This is a genomic window from Streptomyces sp. MA5143a (genome assembly GCF_900290235.1).
Taxonomy (GTDB): Bacteria; Actinomycetota; Actinomycetes; order Streptomycetales; family Streptomycetaceae; genus Streptomyces.
Map to the genome: position 1 here is coordinate 96523 of NZ_OLMK01000102.1, position 24877 is coordinate 121399.

Here is a 24877-nt window from a genome sequence, read left to right on the forward strand (position 1 = left end):
ATCGCCGCTGTACATGGGGTAGTTGGCTCCGATGGTATTGCCAGGCGCTCATCGAGGCATTTACCCTCGGGGCCGCGATGTCGCCCTTGCGTCCGGCGAAAGTTCGAGGCTATTCGATGACGGCTCGCGGGCGAGAGCCGTCATTTCATGCCCGGCCGTACCCGAACGATTCAGCTATCGGTGACTCATTCCTGCTGACGACGTGAATGCTGAGGGTTCCCAGGATGTCTGGCCTGCTGCCGTCGCCGCTGCTCGCACTGCGAGGCATCGGCAAGTCGTTCCTCGGCGTGCGGGTGCTCGACGGCGTCGACCTCCAGGTCCGGCCGGGCGAGGTGCACGCGGTCGTCGGCGAGAACGGCGCCGGCAAGTCCACGCTCATGAAGGTGGTGTCCGGCGTCCACCTGCCCGACGAGGGAACGGTCGAGTTCGCCGGCGCACCGCGGACGTTCCGCAGCCCGCGTGAGGCCCAACAGGCCGGTATCGGCATCGTCCACCAGGAGTTGACGCTACTGCCCGAGCGCACCGTCGCGGAGAACGTCTGGCTGGGCCGCGAGCCCCTGCGCCGCGGGCTCGTCGACCGCAGAGCGATGCTGAACCGCACCGCGGGGCTCCTCGCCTCGATCGGGGAGGGTTCCTTACCGCCCGACACCCGCGTGGGACGACTCGGCGTGGCGCAACAGCAGGTGGTCGAGATCGTCAAGGCGCTCGCCCTCGACGCACGGCTGCTCATCATGGACGAGCCCACCGCAGCCCTAGCCGACCACGAGGTCGACCAGCTCTACGCGCTCGTACGGCGGCTCCAGGAGCACGGGATGGGCGTGCTGTACGTCTCGCACCGCCTCAAGGAGGTCTTCGACCTGTCCAGCCGGATCACCGTGCTCAAGGACGGCCGGGCGGTGGCCGCCCTGGACACCGCGGACACCAGCGCCGACCGGCTGGTGCGCCACATGGTCGGCCGTGAGCTGTCGAGCCACTACCCCGACCGGGCGAAGCCGCGGGAGCTGGGCCCGGTGCGACTGACCGTCCGTGGCGGAGGCAACCGGAAACTGCGCGGCATCGACCTGCGGCTGCGCGCCGGCGAGGTGCTCGGGGTCGGTGGTCTCCAGGGCTCCGGCCGGTCGGCGCTCGCCCGCGCCCTGTTCGGCGCCGTCCCGTTCAGCACCGGCGAGGTGGCCGTCGACGGAACCCCGGTCCGGCCGCGCTCGCCCCGCGCCGCGATGCGGGCCGGTATCGCCTACGTCTCCGAGGACCGCAAGGGCGAGGGGATCGTCGCCGAGCAGTCGGTGCTCGACAACGCGCTGTTGGCCGTCCGAGCCGTCCGAGCCGTCAGCGCAGTCGGCGCAGTCAGCGCTGTCCGCTCTGGCCGGATCGGCCGCGGAGCCCGGACCGCGCGGGTCCGGGAGCTGCTCGCGGCCGTCGAGCTGCGCGCCGCACGGGAGGACCAGGAGATCCGTTTCCTGTCCGGGGGCAACCAGCAGAAGGTCGTGTTGGCCAGGTGGCTCGCGCTCGCCCCGAGGATCCTGCTCTTCGACGAGCCGACCCGGGGCATCGACGTGGGCGCCAGGTCGGCGATCCACGAGCTCGTCCGCCGGCTGGCCCGCGACGGCGCCGCCGTGCTGATGGTCTCCTCCGAACTGCCCGAACTGCTCGGCATGAGCGACCGGATCATCGTCATGCGCGACGGCCGGATCGCCGGTGAGCTGTCCGCGGGCGCGACGGAGGAGGACGTCGTCGCCCTGGCGGTCGGCACCGCGCGGGAGGCGGCCGGATGAGCGGCGCGCTGTCCCCGCCGGCCCGGTGGACCCCGCCCGGCGTGTTCGTCGCCCTGGTCCTCACCTTGGCGATCGGTTGGCTCGTCGTCACGGTCGACGGCGGTCGGCTGTTCAGCCTGTCGACGACGGTGAGCCTGCTGCACGTCGCCGCCGGTCTGGGCCTCGTCGCGGTCGGCCAGACGCTGGTCGTCGTCGGGGGCTCGCTGGACCTGTCCGTGGCGTACACGGTCAGCCTGAGCACCCTCGTCGCCGCCGAGACCATGGCCGGTGACGACGCCGCGCTGCTGCCGGCGATCGGTCTGACGCTCGCCGTCAGCGCCGCGATCGGCCTCCTCAACGGCCTGCTCGTCACCATGGGGCGGATCAACCCCTTCATCGCGACCGTCGGCGTCGGACTGCTGCTGAAGGGATACCTCGACAACGGATACGACGGGCCGGCCGGCGAGAGCGCACCCGCCCTCGTGCAGGGCCTGGGGTACCAGCGCGTCGGCCCCGTGCCGCTGGCGTTCCTGCTGCTGCTCGCCGTCACCGCCGCGGCCTGGTTCGTGCTCGCACGCACCCGCTTCGGCCACCATCTGATCGCCGTGGGCGGTGACCCGGAGGTCGCCCGGCTCTCCGGCGTGCGCACCGGCCGGGTCCTCGTCACCGCCCATGTGCTGTGCGCCCTCTGCGCCGGCCTCGCCGGGGTCTACCTCGCCAGTCGGCTCGGCGCCGGCGCGCCCAGGGTGGGCACCGAGGGACTGTACGACCTGGAATCGATCGCCGCGGTGGTGCTCGGCGGCACCGCCCTGGCCGGCGGGCGCGGCGGCGTCGTCGGCACGGTCGGCGGGGTGCTGCTGCTCGCGAGCATCGACGCCGTCTTCAACCAACTCGAGGTCGACGTGTTCTTCAAGCAGGTGATCCGTGGTGTGGTCGTCATCGCGGCGGTCGCCGTCTACGCCCGCCGGGCGCTGCGAAAGGCGTCCTAGCATGCGGATCGCGCGCCCACCGCGGCTCCCCGGGTTCCGCTCCGGCGGTCTCGCACCGATCGTCGTGATCCTGGCGGTCCTGCTGGTGCTGTTGAGCGTCCGCCAACCGGACTTCTTCGCGCCGCCGTCGCTGATGTCGTTCCTCGGCCGCTCCGCGCCGATCGTCCTGCTCGCCGCCGGCCAGTACTTCGTGATCGTCTCCGGCGAGCTGGACCTGTCCGTCGGCTCTCTGGTCACCGCGCAGGTGGTCGTCGCCGCCCGGCTGATCGACGGCGATCCGTCGGCCGGCTGGCCCGTCGTCGTGCTCCTGCTCGCGTTCGGCGTCGCCGTCGGCCTCGTCAACGGCCTCGTCACCACGTGGCTGCGCGTGCCGTCGTTCATCACGACCCTCGGCATGTTCCTGATCCTCGTCGGTGCCGTGTACCTGTGGTCCGACGGTGCCCCGAAGGGCGGCCTCTCCGAGGAGTTCCGCCTGCTCGGTCGGTCGGCGTTCGAGGACGTGCCCGCGCTGGGGCGGATCCCGTACGCCCTTCTCGTCCTGCTGGCGGCGGCCGCGCTGGCGCAGGCGCTGACGCGTTCGGACTTCGGCCGCACCCTGGTCGCCGTCGGCGGCAACCCGAGGACCGCCGAGCTGAGCGGCGTGCGCGTGGGGCGCGCCAGGATCATGGCGTTCGTCCTCAGCGGACTCGCCGCCACGCTCGCCGCGGTCCTCATCGGCGGGTACAGCGGAGTGTCGTTCCAGGCCGGTGCCGGCCTGGAGTTCGGCGCGATCACCGCGGCGGTCCTCGGTGGTGTCGCCCTGGGCGGGGGCCGGGGGTCGGTCGTCGGCGCGATGCTGGGCGCGCTGACCCTCGAGACGCTCTTCACGCTCATGAACTTCTACGGCGTCTCCGGCGCCCTCGAACCGGCCGTCCAGGGCGCGATCATCCTGTTCGCGGTGGCGGCGGCGTCCTTCCGTGTCCCGTCCAGATGAAGGGGATCCAGTGAGGCATTCCATGACGGTGCTGGCCGTGAGCACCTTACTGGTGCTGGCCGGCTGCGCCACCGACGAGCCCGCCACCGGCGCATCGACCTCCCCCTCCGCGGGCACGGGATCGGGCACCGGGTCGGGCACCGGGAAGCAGTCGAAGTTCTTCGTGCGGGCCGACTACGACCAGCAGCTCGCGCTCCTGGACACCGCGCCCACCGGACCCGCCGGCAAGCCCTGGGAGCAGGCGCTCGACCCGGCGATGGTGAAGACCGCGAAGTACAAGAAGCCCGGACCGCACAAGCTCTGCTTCTCCAACGCCGGGCTGAACAACCCCTGGCGCCAGGTCGGTTTCAAGACCATGCGGGCCGAGGTCGACACCCACCGCGACCGGATCTCCGCGTTCGTCCACGTCGACGCCGAAGGCAAGGACCAGAAGCAGATCGCCGACATCAACGACCTGCTCGGCAAGGGCTGTGACGCGCTCATCGTCTCGCCGAACACCACCGCCACGCTCACCCCGGCCGTGGAGGCCGCCTGCCAAAAGGGCCTGCCGGTCATCGTCTTCGACCGCGGCGTCGACACGACCTGCCCGGTGACGTTCATCAACCCGATCGGCGGCTACGGATTCGGCCATGTCGCGGCGGAGTTCGTCAGCCAGAGGATGAAGCCGGGCGGCAAGGTGCTCGCACTGCGCATCCTGCCCGGCGTCGACGTGCTGGAGACCCGATGGGCCGCCGCGAAGGTCGCCTTCGACAAGGCGGGCGTCGACGTCGTCGGCGTCGAGTTCACCGACGGCGACCCGGCCAGGACGAAGAAGATCGTCAACGACTACATCCAGCGGTACGGCACGATCGACGGCGTCTGGATGGACGCCGGGGCCGTCGCGGGCGCCGCGGTCGAGGCGTTCGAGGACGCGGGCAAGCCCGTGCCGCCGATCAACGGCGAGGACCAGCTCGACTTCCTGAAGATGTGGAAGGACAAGAAACTCACGGCAATCGCCCCGACCTACCCGACCTACCAGTGGCGCACCCCGATCATCGCCGCGCTGAAGATCCTCGACGGCGAGCAGGTGCCGAACCCCTGGAAGCTGCCACAGCCGACCATCACCCAGGACAACCTGGACGAGTACGTCGACCCCACCATGCCCCCGCTGCACTACGCGATGTGCGGCTGCACCGACCTGCCCGGCTACCCGAAGCGCTGGAAGTAGCGCGGTGTACACCATCGGTGTCAACCCGTGGGTCTGGGCCTCGCCGGTCGACGACGAGGCCCTGGCCGAACTGGTGCCACGGATCGCCGCGTTCGGTTTCGACGCGGTCGAGCTGCCGATCGAGCGACCCGGCGACTGGGACCCGGTACGCACGCGGGACCTGCTGGCGGCGTACGGCCTGCGCGCGGTCGGCGTCTGTGCCGTCACCTCGCCCGGACGTGACCTCGTGAACGCCCCGCCGGAGGTCGTCGCCTCGACCGTGGCGTACCTGAAGACGTGTGTGGACCAGGCGGCGGCCGTCGGCGCGCCCTGCGTCGGCGGCCCGGTCTACGCCGCGGTGGGGCGGACCTGGCGGATGTCACCGGTGGAGCGCGCGGCCTGCTACGCGGACGTCCGCCGCGCCCTGGGACCGGTGGCCGCCCACGCGGGGGAGCGGGGCGTGAGCATCGGCGTGGAGGCCCTCAACCGCTATGAGACGAGCGTCGTCAACACGGTCGAGCAGGCGGTGGAACTGATCGACGGCCTGCCCGCGAACGTCGGTCTCATGATCGACACCTATCACATGAACATCGAGGAGGCCGACCCCTACGAGGCGCTCGTCACGGCCGGTCCGTACATCAAGCACGTCCAGGTCAGCGGTACGGACCGCGGCGCCCCGGGCGCCGACCACTTCGACTGGCCACGCTTCCTCGCCGCCCTGGCCGCGACCGGCTACGGCGGCGCGGTGTGCATCGAGTCGTTCACCGCGCAGAACGAGGCCATCGCCACCGCGGCCTCGATCTGGAGGCCGCTCGCCCCGACGCAGGACACCCTCGCCCGTGACGGGCTGGCCCACCTCCGGACCGTCCTCCACGGACTGGAGAACGCTCCCTCGGCCGGGTGAGGGGGGTGACTTCGGTATCCGAAAGACGTCATACGTCATATGCGTCGTGAACCGCCCTAAGGAGAAAACGTGTTCACAGCCCACACGATACGAAAGCGGCTTCTCGCCGTAGCCGCCACAGTCGGTTTGGCCGCGACCGCGGTGATGGCGTTCCCCGCGCCCGCATCCGCGGCAGCACACACCGTGTACGTCTCGCCGTCCGGCACCGGCACGGACTGTTCCAGCGCGCAGCCGTGTTCGTTGACAGCGGCGCAGGCGGCGGTGCGATCGCTGAACGACGCCATGTCGGACGACATCGTGGTGCAGTTGGCAGACGGTGTGTACCGGCTGGACCGACCCTTGCGGCTGACAGCGGAGGACTCCGGCTCAGGGGGGCACACGGTCGTGTGGCGGGCCGCCCCGTCGGCGCGTCCGGTGATCACAGGTGCCCGCGCGGTCACCGGCTGGTCGGTGGCCGACTCGGCCAAGAACATCTGGAAGGCCGAGGTCCCCGCCGGTCTCGACGCCCGGCAGCTCTATGTCGACGGCGCCGTCGCCACCCGGGCACGCACGCAGGTGAACAGGGCCGATTTCACCGCCTCCAGCGCCGGAATGAGGTTCTCGGGCGGTGCGCTGAGCTATCTGAACAACCTGGCCGACCAGAGCCGGGTCGAGGTGGAGAGCGTCAACTCCTTCACCGACCGGTACTCGCCGGTGCAGAGCATCAGCGGGAACTTCATCACGATGCAGCAGCCGGCGTGGAACAACAACAACTTCGGCTACGACACCCTCATGAAGCCACACCGGGCCGGCCCGTTCTACCTGACCAACGCGTACGAATTCCTGGACTCGCCCGGCGAGTGGTACCTCAACCCCACGGCCGGAACCCTGTACTACAAACCCCTGGCCGGGCAGAACATGAGCTCCGCCGGTGTGGAACTGCCGAGGCTTCAGTCGCTGGTGAACGTCGGCGGCACGTACGGCGAGCCGGCGCACCACCTCACATTCAGCGGGATCACCTTCACCGGGACGAGCTGGCTGGGCCCCAGCGGCAACCAGGGGTACGCGGACCAACAGACCGGCGCGTACCTGGCCGGCGACTGGAACTGGCCGGGCTTCGACTCCTGCCACAACGGCTGCACGCAGTTCGAGGCCGCCCGGCCGCACTGGCGGCAGATGCCGGCCGCCGTGCAGGTCTCCGCCGCCCACACCGTCACCTTCACCGACTCCCGGTTCGTCAACCTGGGTCAGACGGCCATCGGTATCGGCAACGACGCCAATGCGCACGCCAGTGGCGTCGGCCTGGGCGCCGCCGACATCACGGTGACCCGCTCGGAGATAGCCCGGAGTTCAGCCGGTGGCATCCTCGTGGGCGGCGTGCGCGCCGACGCCCACCACCCCAGCGACCAGCGCATGGTCAACAGGGACATCACGATCAGCCACAACCGCATCCACGACCTCGGGGCGGACCACCGGGGCATCGTCTCCGTCCTGACCACGTACGTCACCAACAGCACCGTCGCCCAGAACGAGGTCTACAACATGCCGTACTCCGGCATGTCGATCGGGTTCGGCTGGGGTGCCAACGACGCGGGCGGCAGCAACCACTACGCGGGCCGCGGCCTGTACAACTACCAGCCGCGCTACACGACGCCGACCACCGCGTCCAACAACCGGCTCGTCGGCAACTACATCCACGACGTCATGCAGCAGATGAACGACGGTGGCTGCATCTACACGCTCGGATGGAACCCGAGCGCGCTGATCAGCCGGAACCACTGCCTGCGGACCAACGGACACTTCGGGCTGTACTTCGACGAGGGCTCGAAGTACTACAAGGCCGACAACAACGTCTTCTCGAACACCGGTACGTGGGCGACAGCCAACTACTGGGGTGGCGAGAACATGGGGAACTGGACCGTCACCAACAACTGGTCGACCAACGGCAGCACGAACGTGACCAACGGGGACCGGGGCAACGTGGTGTCCGGCAATGTCACGGTCAGCAATGGCAACTGGCCGTCCGGTGCCCAGGACGTGATGGCGTCCGCCGGACCGAAGGACACCAGCCCGCCGCCGACGACGGCTCAGCAGATCGTGGGCGCGCAGTCCGGCCGCTGTCTGACCGTGCCCGGTGCCGGCACCGCCAACGGCACCCAGGCCCAACTCCAGGACTGCACCGGCGCGGCCGGCCAGACCTGGACCTACACCGCCGGCAAACAACTGACCGTCAACGGCAACAAGTGCCTGGACGCCAGCGGAAGCGGCACCACCAACGGCACCCAGGTCATCATCTGGGACTGCAACGGCCAGAACAACCAACAGTGGAACGTCAACGCGGGCGGCACCATCACCGGCGTCCAGTCCGGACTCTGCCTCGACGCCAACGCCGGCGGCACCGCCAACGGCACCAGGATCATCCTCTGGTCCTGCAACGGCGGCACCAACCAGCAGTGGACACCGCGGTAGCGGAATCAACGCCCGTCCGCTCCTCGGCGATAAGGAGCGGATGCCGGCAGCGGGGCCCGACTCGGTGCGGGCCCCGTCGCGCGTCGGATGCCTCTAACGCCGCAGCCTGGTCGGCTCGCCCGGCCCGCTGCGGCGCACCACCCACGCCTCGGTGATGTGGGTGAACATCGCCTCGGCCGCACCCTTGGGGTCGTGCCCGGCGATCCGCTCGTAGATGCGTCGATGACCCTGGTTGGACGCGACGCACAGGGCGCGGCCGGTCCGGCCCACGTAACGGGCGGAGTCGACGACCTGGCGCTCCAGCGAACGGACCACGGCACGCCCGATGCGGTTCCCCGACGCCTGCATGACCGTGTCGTGGAACGCCCGGTCCTCTTCCTGGTACGAAGCGGGGTCGTCGACGAGCTCGTCCATCCGCTCCACCAGCCCGCGTAGCTGGTCGATCACCTCGGCGTTCGCCAGGCGGGCGGCGACGTTGGCCATGTCGGACTCCAGCACGCGGCGGGTCGCGACAAGGTGATCGAGGGTCGCCAGGCTCTCGTCCTCGGCGATGGTCGCGCCGAGGACCAGTTCGTCGAGCATGTTCCACATGGTCGGCGGGGTGACCATCGTGCCGGCGCCTTGGCGGACCTGCACCAGCCCCTTCTCCTGAAGGATCTTCACCGCCTCGCGGACCACGGTGCGGCTGACCGAGAAGGTCGCGCAGAGCACGGGCTCAGGTGGCAGCGGCGAACCGGACGGATGGACCCCACGGACGATCCGCTCCACCAACTCAGCCGTGACCGCGGCGGCAAGGTTCGCCGGGCGCCGACTCCAGGCGGGGACCTCGGAGGCCCCTGCGGATGACTGCGGTACTGCCGTCATGACACCCCCCGGGACCCGTGTCGTGCCACGGATTCTCGCTCACTATACGGCATCCGGTTGACGTCATACGTCATACGAGTTACATACGTCATACGAGTTGCGTTCCTCCTCAACCTCAACTGCCGGACAGCCGGCCACCTCAGGAGAGTGGGGCAGCGATGAAGCAGCGAACACCGTGGCCGGTGACCCTGGCCGTCGGGCACCGTCCCCCTGATGACGAGCCACTACCGGGCGGTGCCCACGGAACTCGTCGACGCCGCGCGGAACAACGTGCTCATCGCACCTGATCGCCGGGCTGCCCCTGTGGGTGACCAACCGTTTCCGCAGTGCCGGATCGCTGACAGCGTGACGGCCGGCGCGACGAAGGGCTGACGCATGCGCATCACCGGGTACAGAGCCCTGACGACGACGCAGCAATGGGGTCGACCTGTCGGTGACGCCAACGGCGTCTACGGCGACGGCGTCGTGCCCGTGCCGGTCGTCGTCGTCGAGACCGACGAGGGGATCACCGGAGTCGGCCTGGGACCGCACGTGGAAGCCGAGGCGGTCTTCGCCGCCCTCGACGGCCAGGACCCGCGCGCGGTGACCGCCCTCTACGACCGCATGCTGCGGCACACCTTCAAAGCCGGGCACGCCGGCGTGGTGTTCGGCACGATCGGCGCGTTCGACACGGCGTTGTGGGACATCAAGGCACAGGCCGTGGGCGAGCCGCTGTGGCGGTTGCTCGGCGGCGACGACCGTACGGTCCACGCCTACGCGTCCGGCCTGGACATCGGTCTCACCGACGACGAACTCGTCGCCACCTACCAGGTCTACGCCGAACGCGGGCTGAGGGCGGCGAAGCTCAAGGGCGGCCTGGACATCGAGCGTGACCGACACCGGCTGTCGCTCGTACGCGAGGTACTGACCGAGGCCGCGCACGGGGCCCGGCCCGGCCTCATGCTGGACGTGAACGAGTCCTGGAGCCGCAAGCAGGCGGTACGCCACGTCGCTGAACTGGAACGCACACTCGACCTGACCTGGATCGAGGAGCCGGTCCGACGCTGGGACGCCGACGGCCTGGCCGCAGTCAGCCGTGGCGTACGGACGGCGGTCGCCAGCGGGGAGAACCTCACCGGCCTCGAGCAGTTCCGCCCGCTGATCGCGGCGGGAGGGCTCGACATCGTCCAGACGGCCGCGGTCTGGGGAGTCACCCACTTCCTGCGCGTCGCCGCGCTGGCGCACGCCCACGACCTGCCGGTCAGCCCGATCGGCAACACACCTGTCGCGCTGCTGCACGCCGCGACGTCGGTGCCCAACCATCTCGTCAGCGAACTACAGGGCCTACGGCCGCCGATCGGCGTCGCGATGGACCTGGACGTCGAGGGCGGAGCCTTCGTGCTCGGCGACACGCCGGGCCTGGGCATCCGGATCGACGAGACGGTGATGACCGCGGCCGGGCAGCGAACGGCACAGGCACCCGACGGACCGCACATACGGCCGGAGCACGCCGGCCGGCGGCTGCTCGCGGTCACCCCCGGACCACGCCGATCCACCGCGGAAGGAACGTTCGACACCATGGGAATGGAGGATCGATGAACGCGGTTGTCTACCGCGGGGCACGCACCCACGAGATCGAGATCAGGGTCGCCGAGGCACCGGCCCTGGCGAAGGAGCGGGGCGGACGCGGAGTCGGGACCGTCGCACCGGGCCCTGTCGCCCGTGGCAACACCGAGGCGTTGTACGCGGACCCCTCACGCGAACGGGCGCTCCCCGGCCGGATCCCGGCCGGTCGCCGGAGCCGCGCCGACGATCCCGCCGGGGCCACGGTGTTCCTCGCCTCACCGGCGTCGGACCGGGTCGACGGCACCGCTGTTCCCGTCGACGGCGGATGGCCGGGGCGATGACGGGCCGCCCAGCATTACCGGCCGGCCGCGCCCGAGCCGATCGTGCGAGCGAACCGGAGACGAGCCTGGTCGTCGCCGCGCAGGCCGGAGATCCACGAGCGCTCGACGATCTGGCCGCGACATACCTGCCACTGGTGTACGGGATCGTGCGCAGGGCACTGGGTGAGCTCGCGGACGTCGACGACGTGGTGCAGGAGACGATGTTGCGGGCACTTCCCGAGCTGCGCACGTTGCGCACCCCGGAGTGCTTCCGGCCCTGGCTGGCCACGATCGCGACACGGCAGATCAGCACCCATCTGCACCGGCGGCACGCGGACGCCGAACGGACGGCCCCCCTCGACGAGATGACCGACCCACCGGACGCCGACGCCGAGCACCTAGCCCTGATCCAGGTCGAGCTGTCCGGTCATCGCCGCAAGACCTTGCGCGCCAGTCGATGGCTCGACCCGGACGCCCGGGCGCTGTTGTCGCTGTGGTGGCGGGAGACCGCGGGCCGGCTCACGAGGGCGGAGCTCGCGGCGGCGCTGGGAACGAGCGTGGCCCACGCGGGTGTACGCGTCCAGCGGATGCGCAACCAGCTGGAGCTGAGCCGGTCACTGGTCGCGGCGCTGGAAGCCGGCCCCCGGTGCCCACAGCTGACCGTCGCGCTGGGGGGCTGGGACGGCGTACCGAGCGCGCTGTGGCGCAAGCGCATCACCCGGCACACCCGATCCTGTACGGACTGCGGCCGGGCCGCCGACGAACTGGTGCCCCTTGAGCGGCTGATCGTCGCCTTGGCGCTGCTGCCCGTCCCGCCGGTACGGTCCGCCACGGTGCTCGACAGACCCGTGCTCGCCCAGGTGACCGAGAACGCCGCCGTCGCGGGAGCCGAGTCGGCCGACGTCGGTTCCGGGCCGGTTGCCGACGTCACGGCCGGGCTATTCGGCCAACTCGTCTGAGGACCGAACGAGTCGGCGTCACGGCGACTGTGACCGCGACTGTTCAAGCCGACCGCCGATAACGAGAACTGCCGCGATTCCCATGTGTTCGTCATTCCGAATTCACTGCTCGAAAAGGTTATGGGGGTGGTCTTCAATTAGTGACGCTTCCCTCTTGAGTGGACCATGACAATCTGTCAATCTCTAGAAGTCGTGGCGGAACGTTCCCCATTCATGGCCTGTGAAAGCGGAAGTCGAGGGCGATCCGTGAATTCCCGGGACTTGAGCCACGAGGAGCCGATCCGGGTCGGGTGACGACCGCCCGGGCGAAGCCGGGGGCAAGGCTTTCCAGGCGCCACGGCAGTGGCATGACGCTGACATGCTCGCTGCGCGAGCGACCTGGGAGGGGGCCGGCGCGGAGGGGGCAAGCTCCGCGCCGGCTCGGCCGGCCGCCGGCAGGCGTCCGACGTCAAGATCCTGCACAGCGCAGACGTGACCACACCGCCAACCGGGAAGGCGCGACCATGCCCCGCACCCGCCGCCGGCGCTACCTCGCCCGGGCGCTCGCCTACGTCCTGACCGTTCCCAGCGTGCTGGCGGCCGTCGAGCACGAGAGCGCCCCGCGGACCGCCACCGACACGTCCCAGTTCCGCGGCGTCAACTGGGCCCGGCTCGGTGACAACTTCCACGGTGGACCGCTGGTCCTGCACGGGTTGAGCGGCTCCGACAGCTACCAGACGGTCGTGGCGAAAGCCGACGCCGTCTACACCGGCTTCGAGAACAACCTCGGCGCCAACACCGTTCGGCTCCCCATCAACACCTACACGGTCGGGACGAGCTGGTGGAGCGCCTACACGGGCGCGATAGACGCGGCCACCGCGAAGGGATTCAAGGTCGTCCTCTCCTACTGGGACGACGGGGTGGCCGCCCGCGGCGGTCGCATCGTCAACCCGGCCGCCTTCGACGCCATGTGGAACACGGTGCTTGCCCGCTACGGCTCCAACAGCCTCGTCCACTTCGAGCCGATGAACGAACCGGCGGGACACAGCGCCGCCGAGTGGGCGAACGTGGTGAGCAACTGGATCAGCAGTCACCCGTCCATCCAGCGGAACCGCATCTTCGTCAGCGGAGCCGGCCTGAACACCGACATCAAGTCCATGTGCGCCGACCGCCGCCTCGACGGCACGATTCTGTCGCTGCACCACTACACGTTCTTCAGCGGCGCGAAGACCTACGACCAGTGGATGGCCTACCTGCGGGACGCGTTGGGCTCCTGCGCCGACCGCACGGTCGTCGACGAGTTCGGCGCGCCGATGGACACCGGGCTGAACTATCAGGACGCCGGCAGCACCGACAACTTCGTGCGCTACTTCCGGGCCACCACCACGGTGCTCCGGGAACTGGGGATCGGCTCCGTCTACTGGCCGGGGCTGGGCGGGAAGATACGCGCCGGCCAGGGCGACGACTGGTACGCCATGCAGAAACTGCACGGCACCGGTACCGACCTCACGCTCAGCACCCCCAGCGCCGGCGGCCGTCAGCGCCTCAGATACGGCTGGGGCCTGGACGGCGACGCCCCGGCCCCGGCCGGCCCGCTGCGCAACGCCGGCACCGGGCGCTGTCTGGACATCCCCGGCGGGACCACGGCGAACATCCAGGTCCAGGTGAACACGTGCGACAACACGGTCGGCCAGCAGTGGACCTCGACGGCCGGCGGACAGATCACCGCACTGGGCGGCCGCAGATGCCTGGACGCGTACAACAACGGTGCGACGAACGGCACCGTGGTCGGCACGTGGGCGTGCAACGGCGGCGACAACCAGCGGTGGACGGTGGGTGGTGACGGCACCATCCGCAGCGCTCGATCCGGCCTCTGCCTCGACGTGAACACCACCACCCTCAAGGCGCAGCTGTGGGCGTGCTGGGGCGGCGACAACCAGACCTGGCGTACCCGGAAGAACCAGTGACCTGCTCCAGTCGTGAAGGGAGAACGACATGTCCGACGTGACGCGCAGACGGTTCCTCGCCGCCGGGGCGGTGGCTGGGGCAGGGATCGTGCCGGGTGGGTGGACAGCCTTCGCCAGGAGCGGCTCGGCCGCGCCGCCGGAGGTTCTGGCCGCCAACGATCTCGCCCTGTGGTACGACAAGCCGGCCGGCACGGACTGGCTGCGGGCACTGCCGGTCGGCAACGGACGCCTCGGCGCGATGGTGTTCGGCAACGTCGACACCGAACGCCTGCAACTCAACGAGGACACCGTCTGGGCCGGCGGCCCGTACGACTCCGCCAACACGCGCGGCGCGGCCAACATCGCCGAGATCCGGCGGCGGGTCTTCGCTGATCAGTGGGGGCCGGCGCAGGACCTGATCAATCAGACGATGCTGGGCAGCCCGGCCGGACAGCTGGCCTACCAGCCGGTCGGAAACCTTCGGCTCTCCTTCGGCAGCGCCACCGGTGCCTCGCAGTACAACCGGACGCTCGACCTCACCACCGCCACGGCCCTCACGACCTACGTGCTGAACGGCGTGCGGTACCAGCGCGAGGTGTTCGCCAGCGCGCGGGACCAGGTGATCGTGGTCCGGCTGACGGCCGACCGGGCCAACGCCCTCACCTTCAGCGCCACGTTCGACAGCCCCCAGCGGACAACGCTCTCCAGCCCGGACGGGGCCACGATCGCCCTCGACGGCACCTCCGGCACCATGGAGGGCATCACCGGACGGGTCCGGTTCCTCGCCCTGGCCCACGCCGCCGTGACGGGCGGCACGGTCAGCAGCTCGGGCGGCACGCTACGGGTCTCCGGCGCCACCAGCGTGACGGTGCTGGTGTCGATCGGCTCCAGCTACGTCAACTTCCGGAAGGTCGACGGCGACTACCAGGGGATCGCGCGGAACCATCTCAGCGCCGCCCGCGACGTCGGCATCGACCAACTACGCAGCCGACATCTCGCCGACTACCAGGCGCTGTTCGACCGGGTGTCGGTCGATCTGGGACGTACGACGGCGGCCGACCAGCCGACCGACGTACGGATCGCACAGCACGCGCAAGTGAACGACCCGCAGTTCTCCGCTCTGTTGTTCCAGTTCGGTCGGTATCTGCTCATCTCGTCCTCGCGGCCGGGTACCCAGCCGGCGAACCTCCAGGGCATCTGGAACGACCAGATGGCCCCGTCCTGGGACTCGAAGTTCACCGTCAACGCCAATCTGCCGATGAACTACTGGCCCGCCGACACGACGAACCTGTCCGAATGCTTCCGCCCGGTCTTCGCCATGATCGACGACCTGACCGTGACCGGAGCCCGGGTGGCGCAGGCCCAGTACGGCGCCGGCGGCTGGGTGACGCACCACAACACCGACGCGTGGCGGGGCGCCTCGGTCGTCGACGGAGCGCAGTGGGGCATGTGGCAGACCGGTGGCGCATGGCTGGCCACCCTGATCTGGGACCACTACCTGTTCACCGGTGACATCGACTTCCTCCGCTCGAACTACCCGGCCCTGAAGGGCGCCGCCCAGTTCTTCCTCGACACCCTGGTCGCCCACCCGACGCTCGGACACCTGGTCACCAACCCGTCGAACTCCCCGGAGCTCCCTCACCACACGAACGCCACCGTCTGCGCGGGGCCCACCATGGACAACCAGATCCTGCGCGACCTCTTCACCAGCGTCGCCCGCGCCGGCGAAACCCTCGGCGTGGACGCGACCTTCCGCGCCCAGGCACTGGCGGCCCGGGATCGGCTGGCCCCGACACGGGTCGGCTCCCGGGGCAATGTCCAGGAGTGGCTGGCCGACTGGGTGGAGACCGAGCGGAACCACCGGCACGTGTCCCACCTGTACGGTCTGCATCCGAGCAACCAGATCACCAAGCGCGGGACACCCCAGTTGCACGAGGCCGCACGGCGGACGCTGGAACTGCGCGGTGACGACGGGACGGGCTGGTCGCTCGCGTGGAAGATCAACTTCTGGGCGCGGTTGGAGGACGGTGCCCGGGCCCACAAGCTGCTCCGTGACCTGGTGCGCACGGACCGGCTCGCGCCCAACATGTTCGATCTGCATCCGCCGTTCCAGATCGACGGCAACTTCGGTGCCACCTCGGGTATCGCGGAGATGCTGCTGCACAGCCACAACGGCGAACTGCACGTGCTGCCGGCGCTGCCGGCCGCCTGGCCCACCGGGCGTGTGAGCGGACTGCGGGGCCGTGGCGGGTACACCGTCGGCGCCGAGTGGAGCAGCGGCCGGATCGAGTTGGTCGTCACACCCGACCGAACCGGCGCCGTCCGGGTGCGCAGCCGGGTCTTCGCCGGCGACTTCACGCTGCGGGACGATGCGAGTGGCGACCCGGTCCAGTCGAAGCGGCTCGAGGCCGATCTCGTCGAGTTCGCCGGCCAGGCCGGCAGGACCTACCGCGCGTCCGCAGTCAGGTCGGGGCCGGTGGAGACCGGCGTGGCGTATCGGCTCGTAGCCCAGCACAGCGGCAAGGCCGCCGACGTCAACGGTGCGTCCGCCGGCGCGGCCCTGATCCAGTGGCAGATCACCGCCGGTCGCAACCAGCAGTTCGAGTTCCTGCCCTCCGACGGTGATCACTACAAGATCCGGGTTCGGCCCAGTGGGCTGTTCCTGCACGCCGCCAGTGGCAGCAGCGGCGCCGACATCACCCAGCAGCCGGAGGCCAACGCCGCCGGCCAGCAGTGGCGGATCGTCGACCACGGCAGTGGCGTGATCAGTCTGGTGAACCGGCAGAGCGGCCTCGCCCTGGACGTGTGGGAGGCCTCCACCGCCGACGGAGCCCGCATCTCCCAGTGGACGGCCACGGGCAGCACCAACCAGCGCTTCCAACTCCACCGCATGTAGAACCATGCTCTGGTCGGCATAAAAATCCAGCGGTGACTACGCCTTGCCAACGTGTGATCACAAGGGGAATGCTGAAGCCCGGCAGGTCCTTGAAAGTTGTACAACCATCGCTTTTCGGGTGTGGAAGTGGCGGCGGCTCACGAGAACGGGGCACACGATTTCGGTCAGGGCAGTCGTCGTTGGCCGGTGTCCTTACGCGACGACGGCCTCCCGGCCCGACGCGATCGAGGGCTGGGCGCGGCGCCACATGCTCGCCCCCCGCGGACCTCAAGCCCTCGACGCGGACGGCTCACCCGGCCGCCGTCTCGGCGGGGAAGCAGCGAATGCGTCCCGCAAGGGCCTCCGCCCGGACACCTCGCGCCGCGCGCCCCGGAGCCGTCCGCACTCTCCGGTGGAACGTCGCCCTCGCCAGGATGCGGACGGGCGGTTCGCCACTTCCCTCTCTCTGACCGACACGGAGGAATGAATCATGCGTATTCTCGTCGCCGGCGCCACCGGAGTGATCGGACACCCCCTGGTGGGAGCGCTACGGGCGCGGGGCCACGAGGTGAGCGCGCTGGTACGCCAGGAGTCGCGGGAGCGGGCCCCGGAGGCGGACCACGTCGTCAGCGCCGACGCCCTCGACCGCGAGGCCCTGCTGTCGGCGGTGTCGGCCGTCCACCCCGAGGTGGTGGTCCATCAGATGACGGCGCTGCGCCTGATGGGCGACGACCCGGTGGCGGCCTTCACCCTCACCGCGCGACTGCGCACCGAGGGCACCGCCAACCTGATGGAGGCGGCCCGGGCGGCCGGAGCGGGACGGCTGGTCGCGCAGTCCATCGCCTTCGCGGCCGCCCCGGCCGAGGAACCGGTCCTCGACGAGGGCGCACCGCTGTACGTGGACGCCCCCGATCCCGGCTGGGCCGCCACCGTACGGGCCGTCGCCGAGTTGGAGCGACTGGTCCTCAACAGCGGGCCGCTCGCCGGCACGGTCCTGCGGTACGGCACGCTGTACGGCCCCGGCACCCTGTACGCCCGCGACGGCGGGGCGGCCCAGGCGGTACGGGCCGGACAGCTCCCGCTGCCGGGGGACGGCGCAGGGATCACCTCGTTCCTGCACGTGGAGGACGCCGTCGCGGCCACGGTCGCCGCCGTCGAGTCGGAGGCCACCGGGGTGTTCCATGTGACGGACGACGACCCGGCCCCGGCCGCGCAGTGGCTGCCGCACTACGCCCAAGCGCTGGGCGGCCCGGCCCCTCGTGCGATCCCGGCGGACCACGCGCCCCAGCTGCTCGGCTGGTTCCTGGCCCATCAGCTCACCGCCGCGCACGGCGCGGCCAATGACCGGGCCCGTGCGGCGCTGGGCTGGAAGCCGCTGCGGCCGAGCTGGCGCGAGGGGCTGGGCGAGGAATGACCGGCACGGCCCGGGACGCCACCAAGGGCCCTCTCCCGCGATGAAATGACGCGATCAGCCTAGGAAAAGTGGAAACAGTGAACCCGATCACGACGTTACGCCCGTCCGCCGACACCGTGGAGCGGTACCGCAAGGAAGGCCTCTGGCGCCCCGACACCATCCTGGACGACCTGGCGCGGTGGAACGCCGAGACCCCCGACGCCCCCGCCCTCCTCGTGTCGGAGGCCGACGGGGGCGTCATGGAGATGAGCTACGCGCGGTACGCCGAGTACGTGGACCGCTTCGCCGGCGCGTTGCACGCCCTGGGGGTGCGCAGCGGTCACGTCGTCGCGATGCAGGTGCCGAACGTCTGGCAGGTCGGACCGCTGCTCCTGGCCTGCGCCCGGCTGGGGGCCGTCGCCGCGCCCATCATGTGCGCGTTCCGCCCCCGTGAGCTGGAGCGGATGCTCCGCAGGCTGGACGCCGTCGTCTGCGTGACCATCGACCGGTGGGACGACTTCGAGCACGCGGCGGCGCTGGCCGAGATGGCACCCCGGCTGCCCGCACTGCGCCACCGCGTGGTGCTCGGCGAGCGCGCCGCCGACGGGGACGGGGAACTCGGCTTCCGCGAGTTCTTCGAGCACACGGATCACGACATCCTGCCGGATCCGTCCGTGGTGGACCCGGACCGCGTCTCCCTGGTGCTGTTCACCTCCGGTACCTCCGGTGAGCCGAAGGCCGTACTGCACACCCTCAACACCCTGTACGCCTGGTACGCCCCCGTCGCGGCCGCCGACGGCATCGGGCCGCACAGCCGCGTCTACTCACCGAACGCGGCGACGCACATCGTCGGCCTCACCATGGGCATCTTCATGCCGCTGCACCGCGGGGGGTGCGCGGTCATGACGGGCCGCTGGGCGCCGGAGGACATCGTTCCCTTCCTGGCCGAGGCCCGGGTCACCTGGATCGTCATCGTCCCAGTCCACCTCTCCGCGCTGATCGACGCGATGGAACGCACCTCGCGGCGACTGGACACCGTGCGCATCATCCGCGCGGGAGGCACCACGGTTCCGCAGCCGCTGTTCAGGCGGGTGACGGAGACCTTCGGCATCCCCTTGGACGTGGGCTGGGGCATGACGGAGGGCGCCAACACCTTCACCCGCGCCGGAGAGCACCCGGACCTGGCCGGACGCACGGTCGGGCGGTGCGCGCCGGGCCACGAGATCGACCTGCGGGCCGACCACCCGATCAGCGACGACCGACCCGGACGCCTCTTCGTACGCAGCCCTTCGCTGTGCCTGGCCACCTGGGGCCGGGACGACGGCCGTCTGACCGTGCTGGCCGAGCACGACGACGGCTGGTACGACACCGGTGACCTCGCGGCGCCGGACGGCCACGGCGGCATCCGGCTCCACGGCCGTGCCGAGGACCGGATCGGCGTCATCATGATCCCGGTCAGTGACGTGGAGTCGGCACTGCTGGACCACCCCGACGTACGGGACGTCGCCCTGGTCGGCTACCCGGACGGCCACGGCGGCGAGCTCGCCTGCGCGGTCGTCGTCCCGGGGGAGGGGACGCCCACCCTGGAAGGCCTGCGCGACTGGCTCGGCGGGCTCGGCATGAGCGAATGGTGCCTGCCCTCCCACCTGGAACTCCTGCCCCGACTGCCGCGCAACGAGACCGGCAAGGTGCGCAAGAACCTGCTCAGGGAACGGCTTCGGCTCCGCTCGGACTGACCGAGAGGTTCGGGTCGCCCGGGAGAGCATTCCCGGGCGCCCCGACTGCCGGGTGGAGTACTAGGACGCCCGGCGGGCCGTGGTGACGAAGAAGGTCGCCGTCGCGGTGAAGGCGTTCCGGCGTGAGAGATCGCTCAGGTCGTCCTTCCACCGCGCCGCCGCCTCCTCGCTGACGACGCCTTGGGTGAGAGCCGCCGTCAGGGCCGGCTCCAGCACCACGCCGAACGCGGACGCGTGGTCGCTCAGCGCCGCCATGATGGGAACGACCTCGATGCCGGTGAAGCCCGCGTCGGCGAGGTGGGAGGCGCTGCGGGTGCCGGAGTGGGGATTGGGGACGGCTGAACAGAACGCGCGCTTGACCGCCTCGGTCGTCTCGGGGATCCGTGAACTCACCGCCATCGACCCGAGATCGGGGTCCGCGAGAACGATGGTTCCGCCCGGCCTCAACACCCTGCGGGCCTCGGACAGTGCCTCGGCGGGATCACCGAAGTGGAGGAAGGTCCGCTCGGACCGGTACCACGACAGTTCACCGTCCTCGAACGGCAGCTCGAACGCGCTGCCTTGGACGAAGCGGCAGTGCGGGAACCTGGCCAGGGCCGCGTCGACCATGGCCTGGCTGCTGTCGAGACCCACGGCGTCCTTTCCGAGCCGTACGAGATCCGCTACGGCGCGCCCGGCGCCGCACCCGACGTCGGTTCCCTTGCCCTCGGCGGTCTCCAGGGCGCGGTAGGTGGCCTCCCGCACCGCGCGACCGCTCTCGCTCTCCTCCATCTTCCGCAGATAGGCGATGAAGTCCTCGGGGACGCCGGAGGAGTCGACGTCGTGGAAGCGTGCGGCAACGTTCTCGGCCGTGCGTGGTCCGGTGGTGTCCACGTGCTGCTGTCTCCCGTCAGGGGGTGCCTGATGTGTGCGTGCGAGTGGAGCTTGTTGAAAGTCAAAGCAGCCTAGCAGTAGGGGAGTTGGAGACCATGAGTACCGCAAGGGCGTACTCCGGCCGGGGAGATGCAGGGCCGCGTCCTCACACCCTCGCCGCTGGACGACCAGCGCCACCGCGGCGTGTCCACGTCGGCCTTGCCGTGGCCGGGCCGTACGCCTCCCGGCAGGTCTCGCTCATCCGACCCGACGCAGTAGGTCGGACAAGGCGATTCGGGACGAGACCCCGAGCTTCCGGTAGACGCGCGACAGATGTGTCTCCACCGTGCGTGGGCTGAGGAAGAGCCGTTCGGCGATCTGCCGGGTGCGCAGACCCGTCGTCGCGAGTTCGGCGATCTCCCGTTCGCGCTCGCTGAGCAGGCCGAGCGGATGGGCGGTGTCGTCGCCGTCGGACAGCTCGGCGCGCATCTGCGCCACTCGCTCCTGTACGAGCGCCGCCCCGAAGGTACGGGCCAGGGCTTCGGCCGCGTCGAGATGGCCCAGGACCGTCTCCCGGCCCTGGGTGACGTCGAAGGAGCGGATGCCGGTCGCCAGGGTCCATGCGTGCTCGACGGGCATGTCGGCCGCCCGGAACGCATCCGCCGCGAGGCCGAAAAGCTTGGCGGCCGCGTCGTGTTCACCGTCGGCCTGGTGGAGCAGGGCGCGGGCGCGGCGTGTGTACGCCTCCTGGACCGGCAGTCCGAGCCGCTCGGCATCCGCCTCGGCGGTGCGGACCAGGCGGTGTGCCTCCTCGTGGTCGCCGCACTCGAGTGTGGCCGTGGCGAGAAGGGAGAGCAGGAAGGGCCGGGAGAAGGGCCGGACCGGCGGCATTCGGTCGCCGCCCTCGCTGTCCAGCAGGGTCCGCCGGCAGCCGGCAGCGTCACCGGCGAGCAGCCGGGCATGTGCGAGCAGACCCGTCGCCGAGGCGGTCCACCAGCTGTGGCCGTGCGCGGTGGCGCGCGGGGCCTCCTCGACGAGGGCGACGGCCTTGTCGGCGTACTCCCGGCCGCGGGACCAGACAAGCGTTGTCGCGTGTATCGCCTGCGCCAGGGTGATCGCGGGCCGGAAATCGAGGGCGCGGGCCAGGGATTCGACCTCCTGGGCGTGCCGCTGGGAGGCGTCGAGGCGGCCGGTCCACTGCTCGGCCATGGCGAGCCCCAGCAACCGGTGGAGCAGGATGGGCCGTCGGGAGCCCGTGCCGTCGGTTCCCAGTCCCCGGCTCAGGTGGCGGGCCGCGTCCGTGAAGCGTTCCAGGTACAGTTCCGCGCTGCCGAGCAGGGCCAGGGTTTCCGGCGTGCGGCCGGCGAGGGGGTCGGGAAGGGCGTCGACGAGCCGGACACAGCGGGTCACCTCGGCGGTGGCCTCGGCGAGGTCACCCGCATGGGTGGCACAGAGAGCGTGGAGAACCCGCAGTACGGTGCGGTCCGCTCCGTCCGATTCGAGCGGCGTCCGCACGGCTTCCCGGAGCAGGGCGTGTGCCTGGTCGTGCGTGCCGCCGAGAACATGGACCAGACCGTACTCGATGACAAGTTCGGCGGCCTCGGTCGGCAATGGATCGGGCAGGGGCCTGGGCAGCTGCCCGAGGGCGGTACCCGCGAGGGCCGCCGCCTCCGCGTACCGGCCGAGCTGCCGCTCGACCGAGGCGCAGACGGCGTGCGCCTGGAGCAGTTGTCTCTCGCCGAGAGACGCGTGCCGGTGCCCCAGCAGTTCGTGTGCCCGCGTGCGGGCCTCGGCCAACTGGCCCGAGGCGATCAGGGCGCGGCAGCAGGCGAGTTCCATCTCGGTGCGGGCGGTGGAGTCCGTTCCTCCGGCGGGCAGGGACTCCAGGGCCAGCCGGAGCCAGTGCGCCGCGGTCGCCGGGTCCTTCCCGGCGATCTCCGCGGCGCCCTCGGCCAGGGTGCACGCGGCGAGAGCGGCGTCCACGCCCAGCACATGCTCGGCGTGGCGGGCCTTCTCGCCGGCCCGGCCGCCACGGTCGGCGATCAGTTCCAGGGCGCGCCGGTGGGCGCGCAGCCGGAAGGACACGCCGGCCCTCGCGTGCGCGACATGGCCGACGACGGGATGACGGAAGGCCAGGTTGCCCTTCCAGTCGGCCGGGCGCACCAGATCGGCCCGTTCCAGTTCGGCGAGCGCGTCGAGGGTGCGGTCCAGCCCCAGCCCGGAGACCCGGGCGGTGTCCTCCGGCCGGAACGGGCTGCCGACCACGGCCGCCGCCGACGCGGTGATCGCCGCCTGCGACGTCAGCGCGTCGAACTCGGCGATCAGTGGCTTCGCCTCGCGGAGCAGCCCGGCGGTGTCGGTGCCCGGGCGGTCGGGCCAGCGCTCGGGGCGCCAGTCGGCCGCGGCGAGCAGGCGCACGTATCGGGGGTTGCCCTCCGCCGCGGCGCACACCAGGCTCGCGTAATCCGGGGGCAGGGCCGCAGCGTGTGACTCGGGGAACCCCGGCGCGTCCCGGCCGGCGAGCAGCGCGGCCACGGATGCCGGGCCGAGCGGGCCCGGCTCGATACGCGTCACCGTGCCGGCCTGAACTCCGTACTCCAGGGCTTCCAGCAGCTCGGGGGCCGTCTGTCTGGGGCGATGGGCCAGGGCGAGCAGGAACGGACCCGGCACCTGGGAGCGGACCAGCCGGACGATCGCCGCCGCCGAGTCCGCGTCGCAGCAGTGAACGTCGTCCAGGATCAGGGCGCAGCCCGCGGCCCACTTCCCGGGCCGGTCGCCGAGCTCGTCGAACGTCTTCGCACCCGCGGTCGCGCGCGGGTCGGCCTGCCGTGCCTCCCAGGCGTCGCGGAACACCTGCAACGAGGTGGTGTTTCCCCGTACGGCGCGGGCGCGGACGACCGGGATTCCCCGCCGCGTCGCCAGTTCCATGAGCGCCGTGGCCAGGCGGGTCTTCCCGATGCCCGGCTCACCGGTGATCTCGACGACAGAGCCCCGGCCGTGGAGCAACGCGTTCACGGTCCGTGTGAGGACGGCGAGTTCGGCGTCCCGCCCGACGGGGCGCTCTCCGTCAGCCGGCACGTCCACTGCGGTCATGAGCGCCGTTCTCCCTCACCGGTGCGGTCGGGCGCGCATCCGGGCGGCCATGGCCGCGGGGCGCCGTCGCAGAAACCATACAGAAGCAAACGATTTTGCTCGACGTACGTCTTCTGATCCGGACCGATCTCGCCGAGGGGCGTACATGCCACCCGCACCGTCCGCCGCCGCGGGCCGCCCCGGGCGCGGCCTCGCGCCATCAGGGCGGTCATCGACGCGGATCACGGCCCTCTTCAGGCGGCTGTGGCTGCGGCCGGCCAGGCCCGGCGGTCCAGGAGATCGAGGACGAGCGCGGCGATGTTCCACGCGTCGTCCTCACCGCGGTGATGGCGCCCTTCGAGCGGTAGTCCGGCGATCCGCAGGGCGTGGACCATGCCGGGTTTCCTGTGCAGTCCGTGGGCCGCGGCGAATACGGCCTTGGCGTTGGTGTGCGTGCGTTCCGTGGGGTAGCCGAAGGGGTAGGGCACTGCGTCGGCCTGGCTCTGCCGGGCGAACTGCCGGCGGTCGTAATCGCCCCAGCTCGTCCAGGGGCGCTCGCCGGCCTCGTACTCCTCGGCGAGGATCCGGCAGGCCTCGCCGAAGGTGACGCCGTGTTCCACCTCGGCTTGGGTCAGTCCGGTCAGTTCGGTGCAGAAGTCGCTCACTGCCGACCGGGTGGGTCGGACCACGACACGGTGCCGGGACACACGGCGCCGTGCCGCCACGTCCACGACGGTGAGACCGATCTCGATGATCTCGCTCACGGAACCGGGCGGCGGCTGTCCGTCCCAGCAGGTGGCTTCCACATCGATGACGTTCAGCAGGGCGGATTCGTGGCGCATGAGGCTGAGGCTAGTGCTGTGACCGGATCCGGCACCCGAATTTTCGAACGTCCACGCGTCACCGCCGCAGAGCAACGGCGGAGACGCGATCTCCCGCGCGCCAGGTGGCCGGGAAGTCGGCGGTGAACACCCACCGCCGTACGTACCGCGATTACGTGGTTCCCCGGATGCGTCGCCCCAGGCCACAGGGCTTGACTCGGGGTACGCCGGAGAGGTTCGCCCGGGCGATTGTCAGTGGCTGCT

Annotated in this window: 19 protein-coding genes; 14 read left to right on the forward strand and 5 right to left on the reverse strand. The window is 70.8% G+C overall.

All coding sequences use genetic code 11. The features are described from left to right. Positions 1 to 224 precede the first annotated feature (224 nt). The 5 genes from SMA5143A_RS36130 to SMA5143A_RS36150 are packed head-to-tail and all read left to right on the forward strand — an operon-like array spanning position 225 to position 5803. A complete protein-coding gene (locus SMA5143A_RS36130; RefSeq protein WP_107467044.1) occupies positions 225 to 1772 on the forward strand; it encodes a sugar ABC transporter ATP-binding protein in 1548 nt (515 codons plus the stop codon). Next, a complete protein-coding gene (locus SMA5143A_RS36135; protein ID WP_107467045.1) occupies positions 1769 to 2740 on the forward strand; it encodes an ABC transporter permease in 972 nt (323 codons plus the stop codon). Before SMA5143A_RS36130 ends, SMA5143A_RS36135 begins: the two co-directional genes overlap by 4 nt. A gap of 1 nt (position 2741) precedes the next feature. After that, positions 2742 to 3713: an ABC transporter permease gene (locus SMA5143A_RS36140; RefSeq protein WP_107467046.1), complete on the forward strand. Its 972-nt coding sequence runs from the start codon at positions 2742 to 2744 to the stop codon at positions 3711 to 3713. A gap of 22 nt (positions 3714 to 3735) precedes the next feature. After that, entirely contained in the window at positions 3736 to 4920 is a 1185-nt protein-coding gene (locus SMA5143A_RS36145; RefSeq protein WP_107467047.1) for a substrate-binding domain-containing protein, read from the forward strand. A 4-nt stretch (positions 4921 to 4924) separates the two neighbouring features. Then, positions 4925 to 5803, forward strand: coding sequence for a sugar phosphate isomerase/epimerase family protein (locus SMA5143A_RS36150; RefSeq protein WP_107467048.1), 879 nt, complete (start codon positions 4925 to 4927; stop codon positions 5801 to 5803). A 56-nt stretch (positions 5804 to 5859) separates the two neighbouring features. Here SMA5143A_RS36150 and SMA5143A_RS44300 read toward each other — a convergent pair whose 3' ends face one another. Beyond that, positions 5860 to 6087 (reverse strand): hypothetical protein, encoded by a 228-nt coding sequence (locus SMA5143A_RS44300; protein WP_258193930.1) that lies wholly within the window; start codon positions 6085 to 6087, stop codon positions 5860 to 5862. Between SMA5143A_RS44300 and SMA5143A_RS36155 the strand changes: the two genes are divergently transcribed. Then, a complete protein-coding gene (locus SMA5143A_RS36155) occupies positions 6086 to 8251 on the forward strand; it encodes a ricin-type beta-trefoil lectin domain protein (RefSeq protein ID WP_258193931.1) in 2166 nt (721 codons plus the stop codon). The two genes, SMA5143A_RS44300 and SMA5143A_RS36155, sit on opposite strands and share 2 nt — an antisense overlap. Positions 8252 to 8344: 93 nt before the next feature. Here the strand turns inward: SMA5143A_RS36155 and SMA5143A_RS36160 are convergent, their stop codons facing one another. Further along, the gene (locus SMA5143A_RS36160; RefSeq protein ID WP_107467049.1) at positions 8345 to 9115 is read right to left on the reverse strand and encodes a FadR/GntR family transcriptional regulator; all 771 of its coding nucleotides are present in this window, start codon (positions 9113 to 9115) and stop codon (positions 8345 to 8347) included. Positions 9116 to 9328: 213 nt separating this feature from the next. Between SMA5143A_RS36160 and SMA5143A_RS43260 the strand changes: the two genes are divergently transcribed. From SMA5143A_RS43260 to SMA5143A_RS36195, 8 genes are all read left to right on the forward strand, one after another. Then, positions 9329 to 9487 (forward strand): hypothetical protein, encoded by a 159-nt coding sequence (locus SMA5143A_RS43260; protein WP_181362176.1) that lies wholly within the window; start codon positions 9329 to 9331, stop codon positions 9485 to 9487. A gap of 3 nt (positions 9488 to 9490) precedes the next feature. Beyond that, on the forward strand, positions 9491 to 10693 hold the full coding sequence (locus SMA5143A_RS36165) for a mandelate racemase/muconate lactonizing enzyme family protein (protein ID WP_107467050.1): 1203 nt from the start codon (positions 9491 to 9493) through the stop codon (positions 10691 to 10693). Next, complete coding sequence (locus tag SMA5143A_RS36170; protein ID WP_107467051.1) at positions 10690 to 11001, forward strand: SDR family oxidoreductase; 312 nt, start codon at positions 10690 to 10692, stop codon at positions 10999 to 11001. Before SMA5143A_RS36165 ends, SMA5143A_RS36170 begins: the two co-directional genes overlap by 4 nt. Continuing rightward, positions 10998 to 11939, forward strand: coding sequence for an RNA polymerase sigma factor (locus SMA5143A_RS36175; protein ID WP_258193932.1), 942 nt, complete (start codon positions 10998 to 11000; stop codon positions 11937 to 11939). Before SMA5143A_RS36170 ends, SMA5143A_RS36175 begins: the two co-directional genes overlap by 4 nt. Positions 11940 to 12442: 503 nt before the next feature. After that, positions 12443 to 13885, forward strand: coding sequence for a ricin-type beta-trefoil lectin domain protein (locus SMA5143A_RS36180; RefSeq protein ID WP_107467052.1), 1443 nt, complete (start codon positions 12443 to 12445; stop codon positions 13883 to 13885). Between the two features lie 28 nt (positions 13886 to 13913). Beyond that, positions 13914 to 16760 carry a glycosyl hydrolase family 95 catalytic domain-containing protein gene (locus SMA5143A_RS36185; protein WP_107467053.1) on the forward strand — a complete coding sequence of 949 codons (2847 nt, stop codon included), beginning with the start codon at positions 13914 to 13916 and terminating at the stop codon, positions 16758 to 16760. A 469-nt stretch (positions 16761 to 17229) separates the two neighbouring features. After that, positions 17230 to 18153, forward strand: coding sequence for an NAD-dependent epimerase/dehydratase family protein (locus tag SMA5143A_RS36190; RefSeq protein ID WP_107467054.1), 924 nt, complete (start codon positions 17230 to 17232; stop codon positions 18151 to 18153). Positions 18154 to 18221: 68 nt separating this feature from the next. Then, a complete protein-coding gene (locus tag SMA5143A_RS36195) occupies positions 18222 to 19868 on the forward strand; it encodes an AMP-binding protein (protein WP_107467055.1) in 1647 nt (548 codons plus the stop codon). A gap of 60 nt (positions 19869 to 19928) precedes the next feature. On the opposite strand, the gene SMA5143A_RS36200 is transcribed toward SMA5143A_RS36195, so the two are convergent. From SMA5143A_RS36200 to SMA5143A_RS36210, 3 genes are all read right to left on the reverse strand, one after another. Then, positions 19929 to 20741 carry a methyltransferase domain-containing protein gene (locus tag SMA5143A_RS36200; RefSeq protein ID WP_107467056.1) on the reverse strand — a complete coding sequence of 271 codons (813 nt, stop codon included), beginning with the start codon at positions 20739 to 20741 and terminating at the stop codon, positions 19929 to 19931. A 237-nt stretch (positions 20742 to 20978) separates the two neighbouring features. Continuing rightward, the gene (locus SMA5143A_RS36205; RefSeq protein ID WP_107467057.1) at positions 20979 to 23813 is read right to left on the reverse strand and encodes a helix-turn-helix transcriptional regulator; all 2835 of its coding nucleotides are present in this window, start codon (positions 23811 to 23813) and stop codon (positions 20979 to 20981) included. A gap of 233 nt (positions 23814 to 24046) precedes the next feature. Continuing rightward, a complete protein-coding gene (locus SMA5143A_RS36210) occupies positions 24047 to 24634 on the reverse strand; it encodes a 3'-5' exonuclease (protein ID WP_107467058.1) in 588 nt (195 codons plus the stop codon). Positions 24635 to 24877 lie beyond the last annotated feature (243 nt).

What these genes read in the sequence shown, in the direction of transcription:
- SMA5143A_RS36185 (WP_107467053.1), top strand. Translation starts at nt 13,914, where the DNA reads ATGTCCGACGTGACGCGCAGACGGTTCCTCGCCGCCGGGGCGGTGGCT.
- SMA5143A_RS36155 (WP_258193931.1), top strand. Translation starts at nt 6,086, where the DNA reads ATGTCGGACGACATCGTGGTGCAGTTGGCAGACGGTGTGTACCGGCTG.
- SMA5143A_RS36165 (WP_107467050.1), top strand. Translation starts at nt 9,491, where the DNA reads ATGCGCATCACCGGGTACAGAGCCCTGACGACGACGCAGCAATGGGGT.
- SMA5143A_RS36205 (WP_107467057.1), bottom strand. Translation starts at nt 23,813, where the DNA reads ATGACCGCAGTGGACGTGCCGGCTGACGGAGAGCGCCCCGTCGGGCGG.
- SMA5143A_RS36180 (WP_107467052.1), top strand. Translation starts at nt 12,443, where the DNA reads ATGCCCCGCACCCGCCGCCGGCGCTACCTCGCCCGGGCGCTCGCCTAC.
- SMA5143A_RS36160 (WP_107467049.1), bottom strand. Translation starts at nt 9,115, where the DNA reads ATGACGGCAGTACCGCAGTCATCCGCAGGGGCCTCCGAGGTCCCCGCC.
- SMA5143A_RS36210 (WP_107467058.1), bottom strand. Translation starts at nt 24,634, where the DNA reads ATGCGCCACGAATCCGCCCTGCTGAACGTCATCGATGTGGAAGCCACC.
- SMA5143A_RS36190 (WP_107467054.1), top strand. Translation starts at nt 17,230, where the DNA reads ATGCGTATTCTCGTCGCCGGCGCCACCGGAGTGATCGGACACCCCCTG.
- SMA5143A_RS36130 (WP_107467044.1), top strand. Translation starts at nt 225, where the DNA reads ATGTCTGGCCTGCTGCCGTCGCCGCTGCTCGCACTGCGAGGCATCGGC.
- SMA5143A_RS36175 (WP_258193932.1), top strand. Translation starts at nt 10,998, where the DNA reads ATGACGGGCCGCCCAGCATTACCGGCCGGCCGCGCCCGAGCCGATCGT.
- SMA5143A_RS36135 (WP_107467045.1), top strand. Translation starts at nt 1,769, where the DNA reads ATGAGCGGCGCGCTGTCCCCGCCGGCCCGGTGGACCCCGCCCGGCGTG.
- SMA5143A_RS36170 (WP_107467051.1), top strand. Translation starts at nt 10,690, where the DNA reads ATGAACGCGGTTGTCTACCGCGGGGCACGCACCCACGAGATCGAGATC.
- SMA5143A_RS44300 (WP_258193930.1), bottom strand. Translation starts at nt 6,087, where the DNA reads ATGGCGTCGTTCAGCGATCGCACCGCCGCCTGCGCCGCTGTCAACGAA.
- SMA5143A_RS36140 (WP_107467046.1), top strand. Translation starts at nt 2,742, where the DNA reads ATGCGGATCGCGCGCCCACCGCGGCTCCCCGGGTTCCGCTCCGGCGGT.
- SMA5143A_RS36145 (WP_107467047.1), top strand. Translation starts at nt 3,736, where the DNA reads ATGACGGTGCTGGCCGTGAGCACCTTACTGGTGCTGGCCGGCTGCGCC.
- SMA5143A_RS43260 (WP_181362176.1), top strand. Translation starts at nt 9,329, where the DNA reads ATGACGAGCCACTACCGGGCGGTGCCCACGGAACTCGTCGACGCCGCG.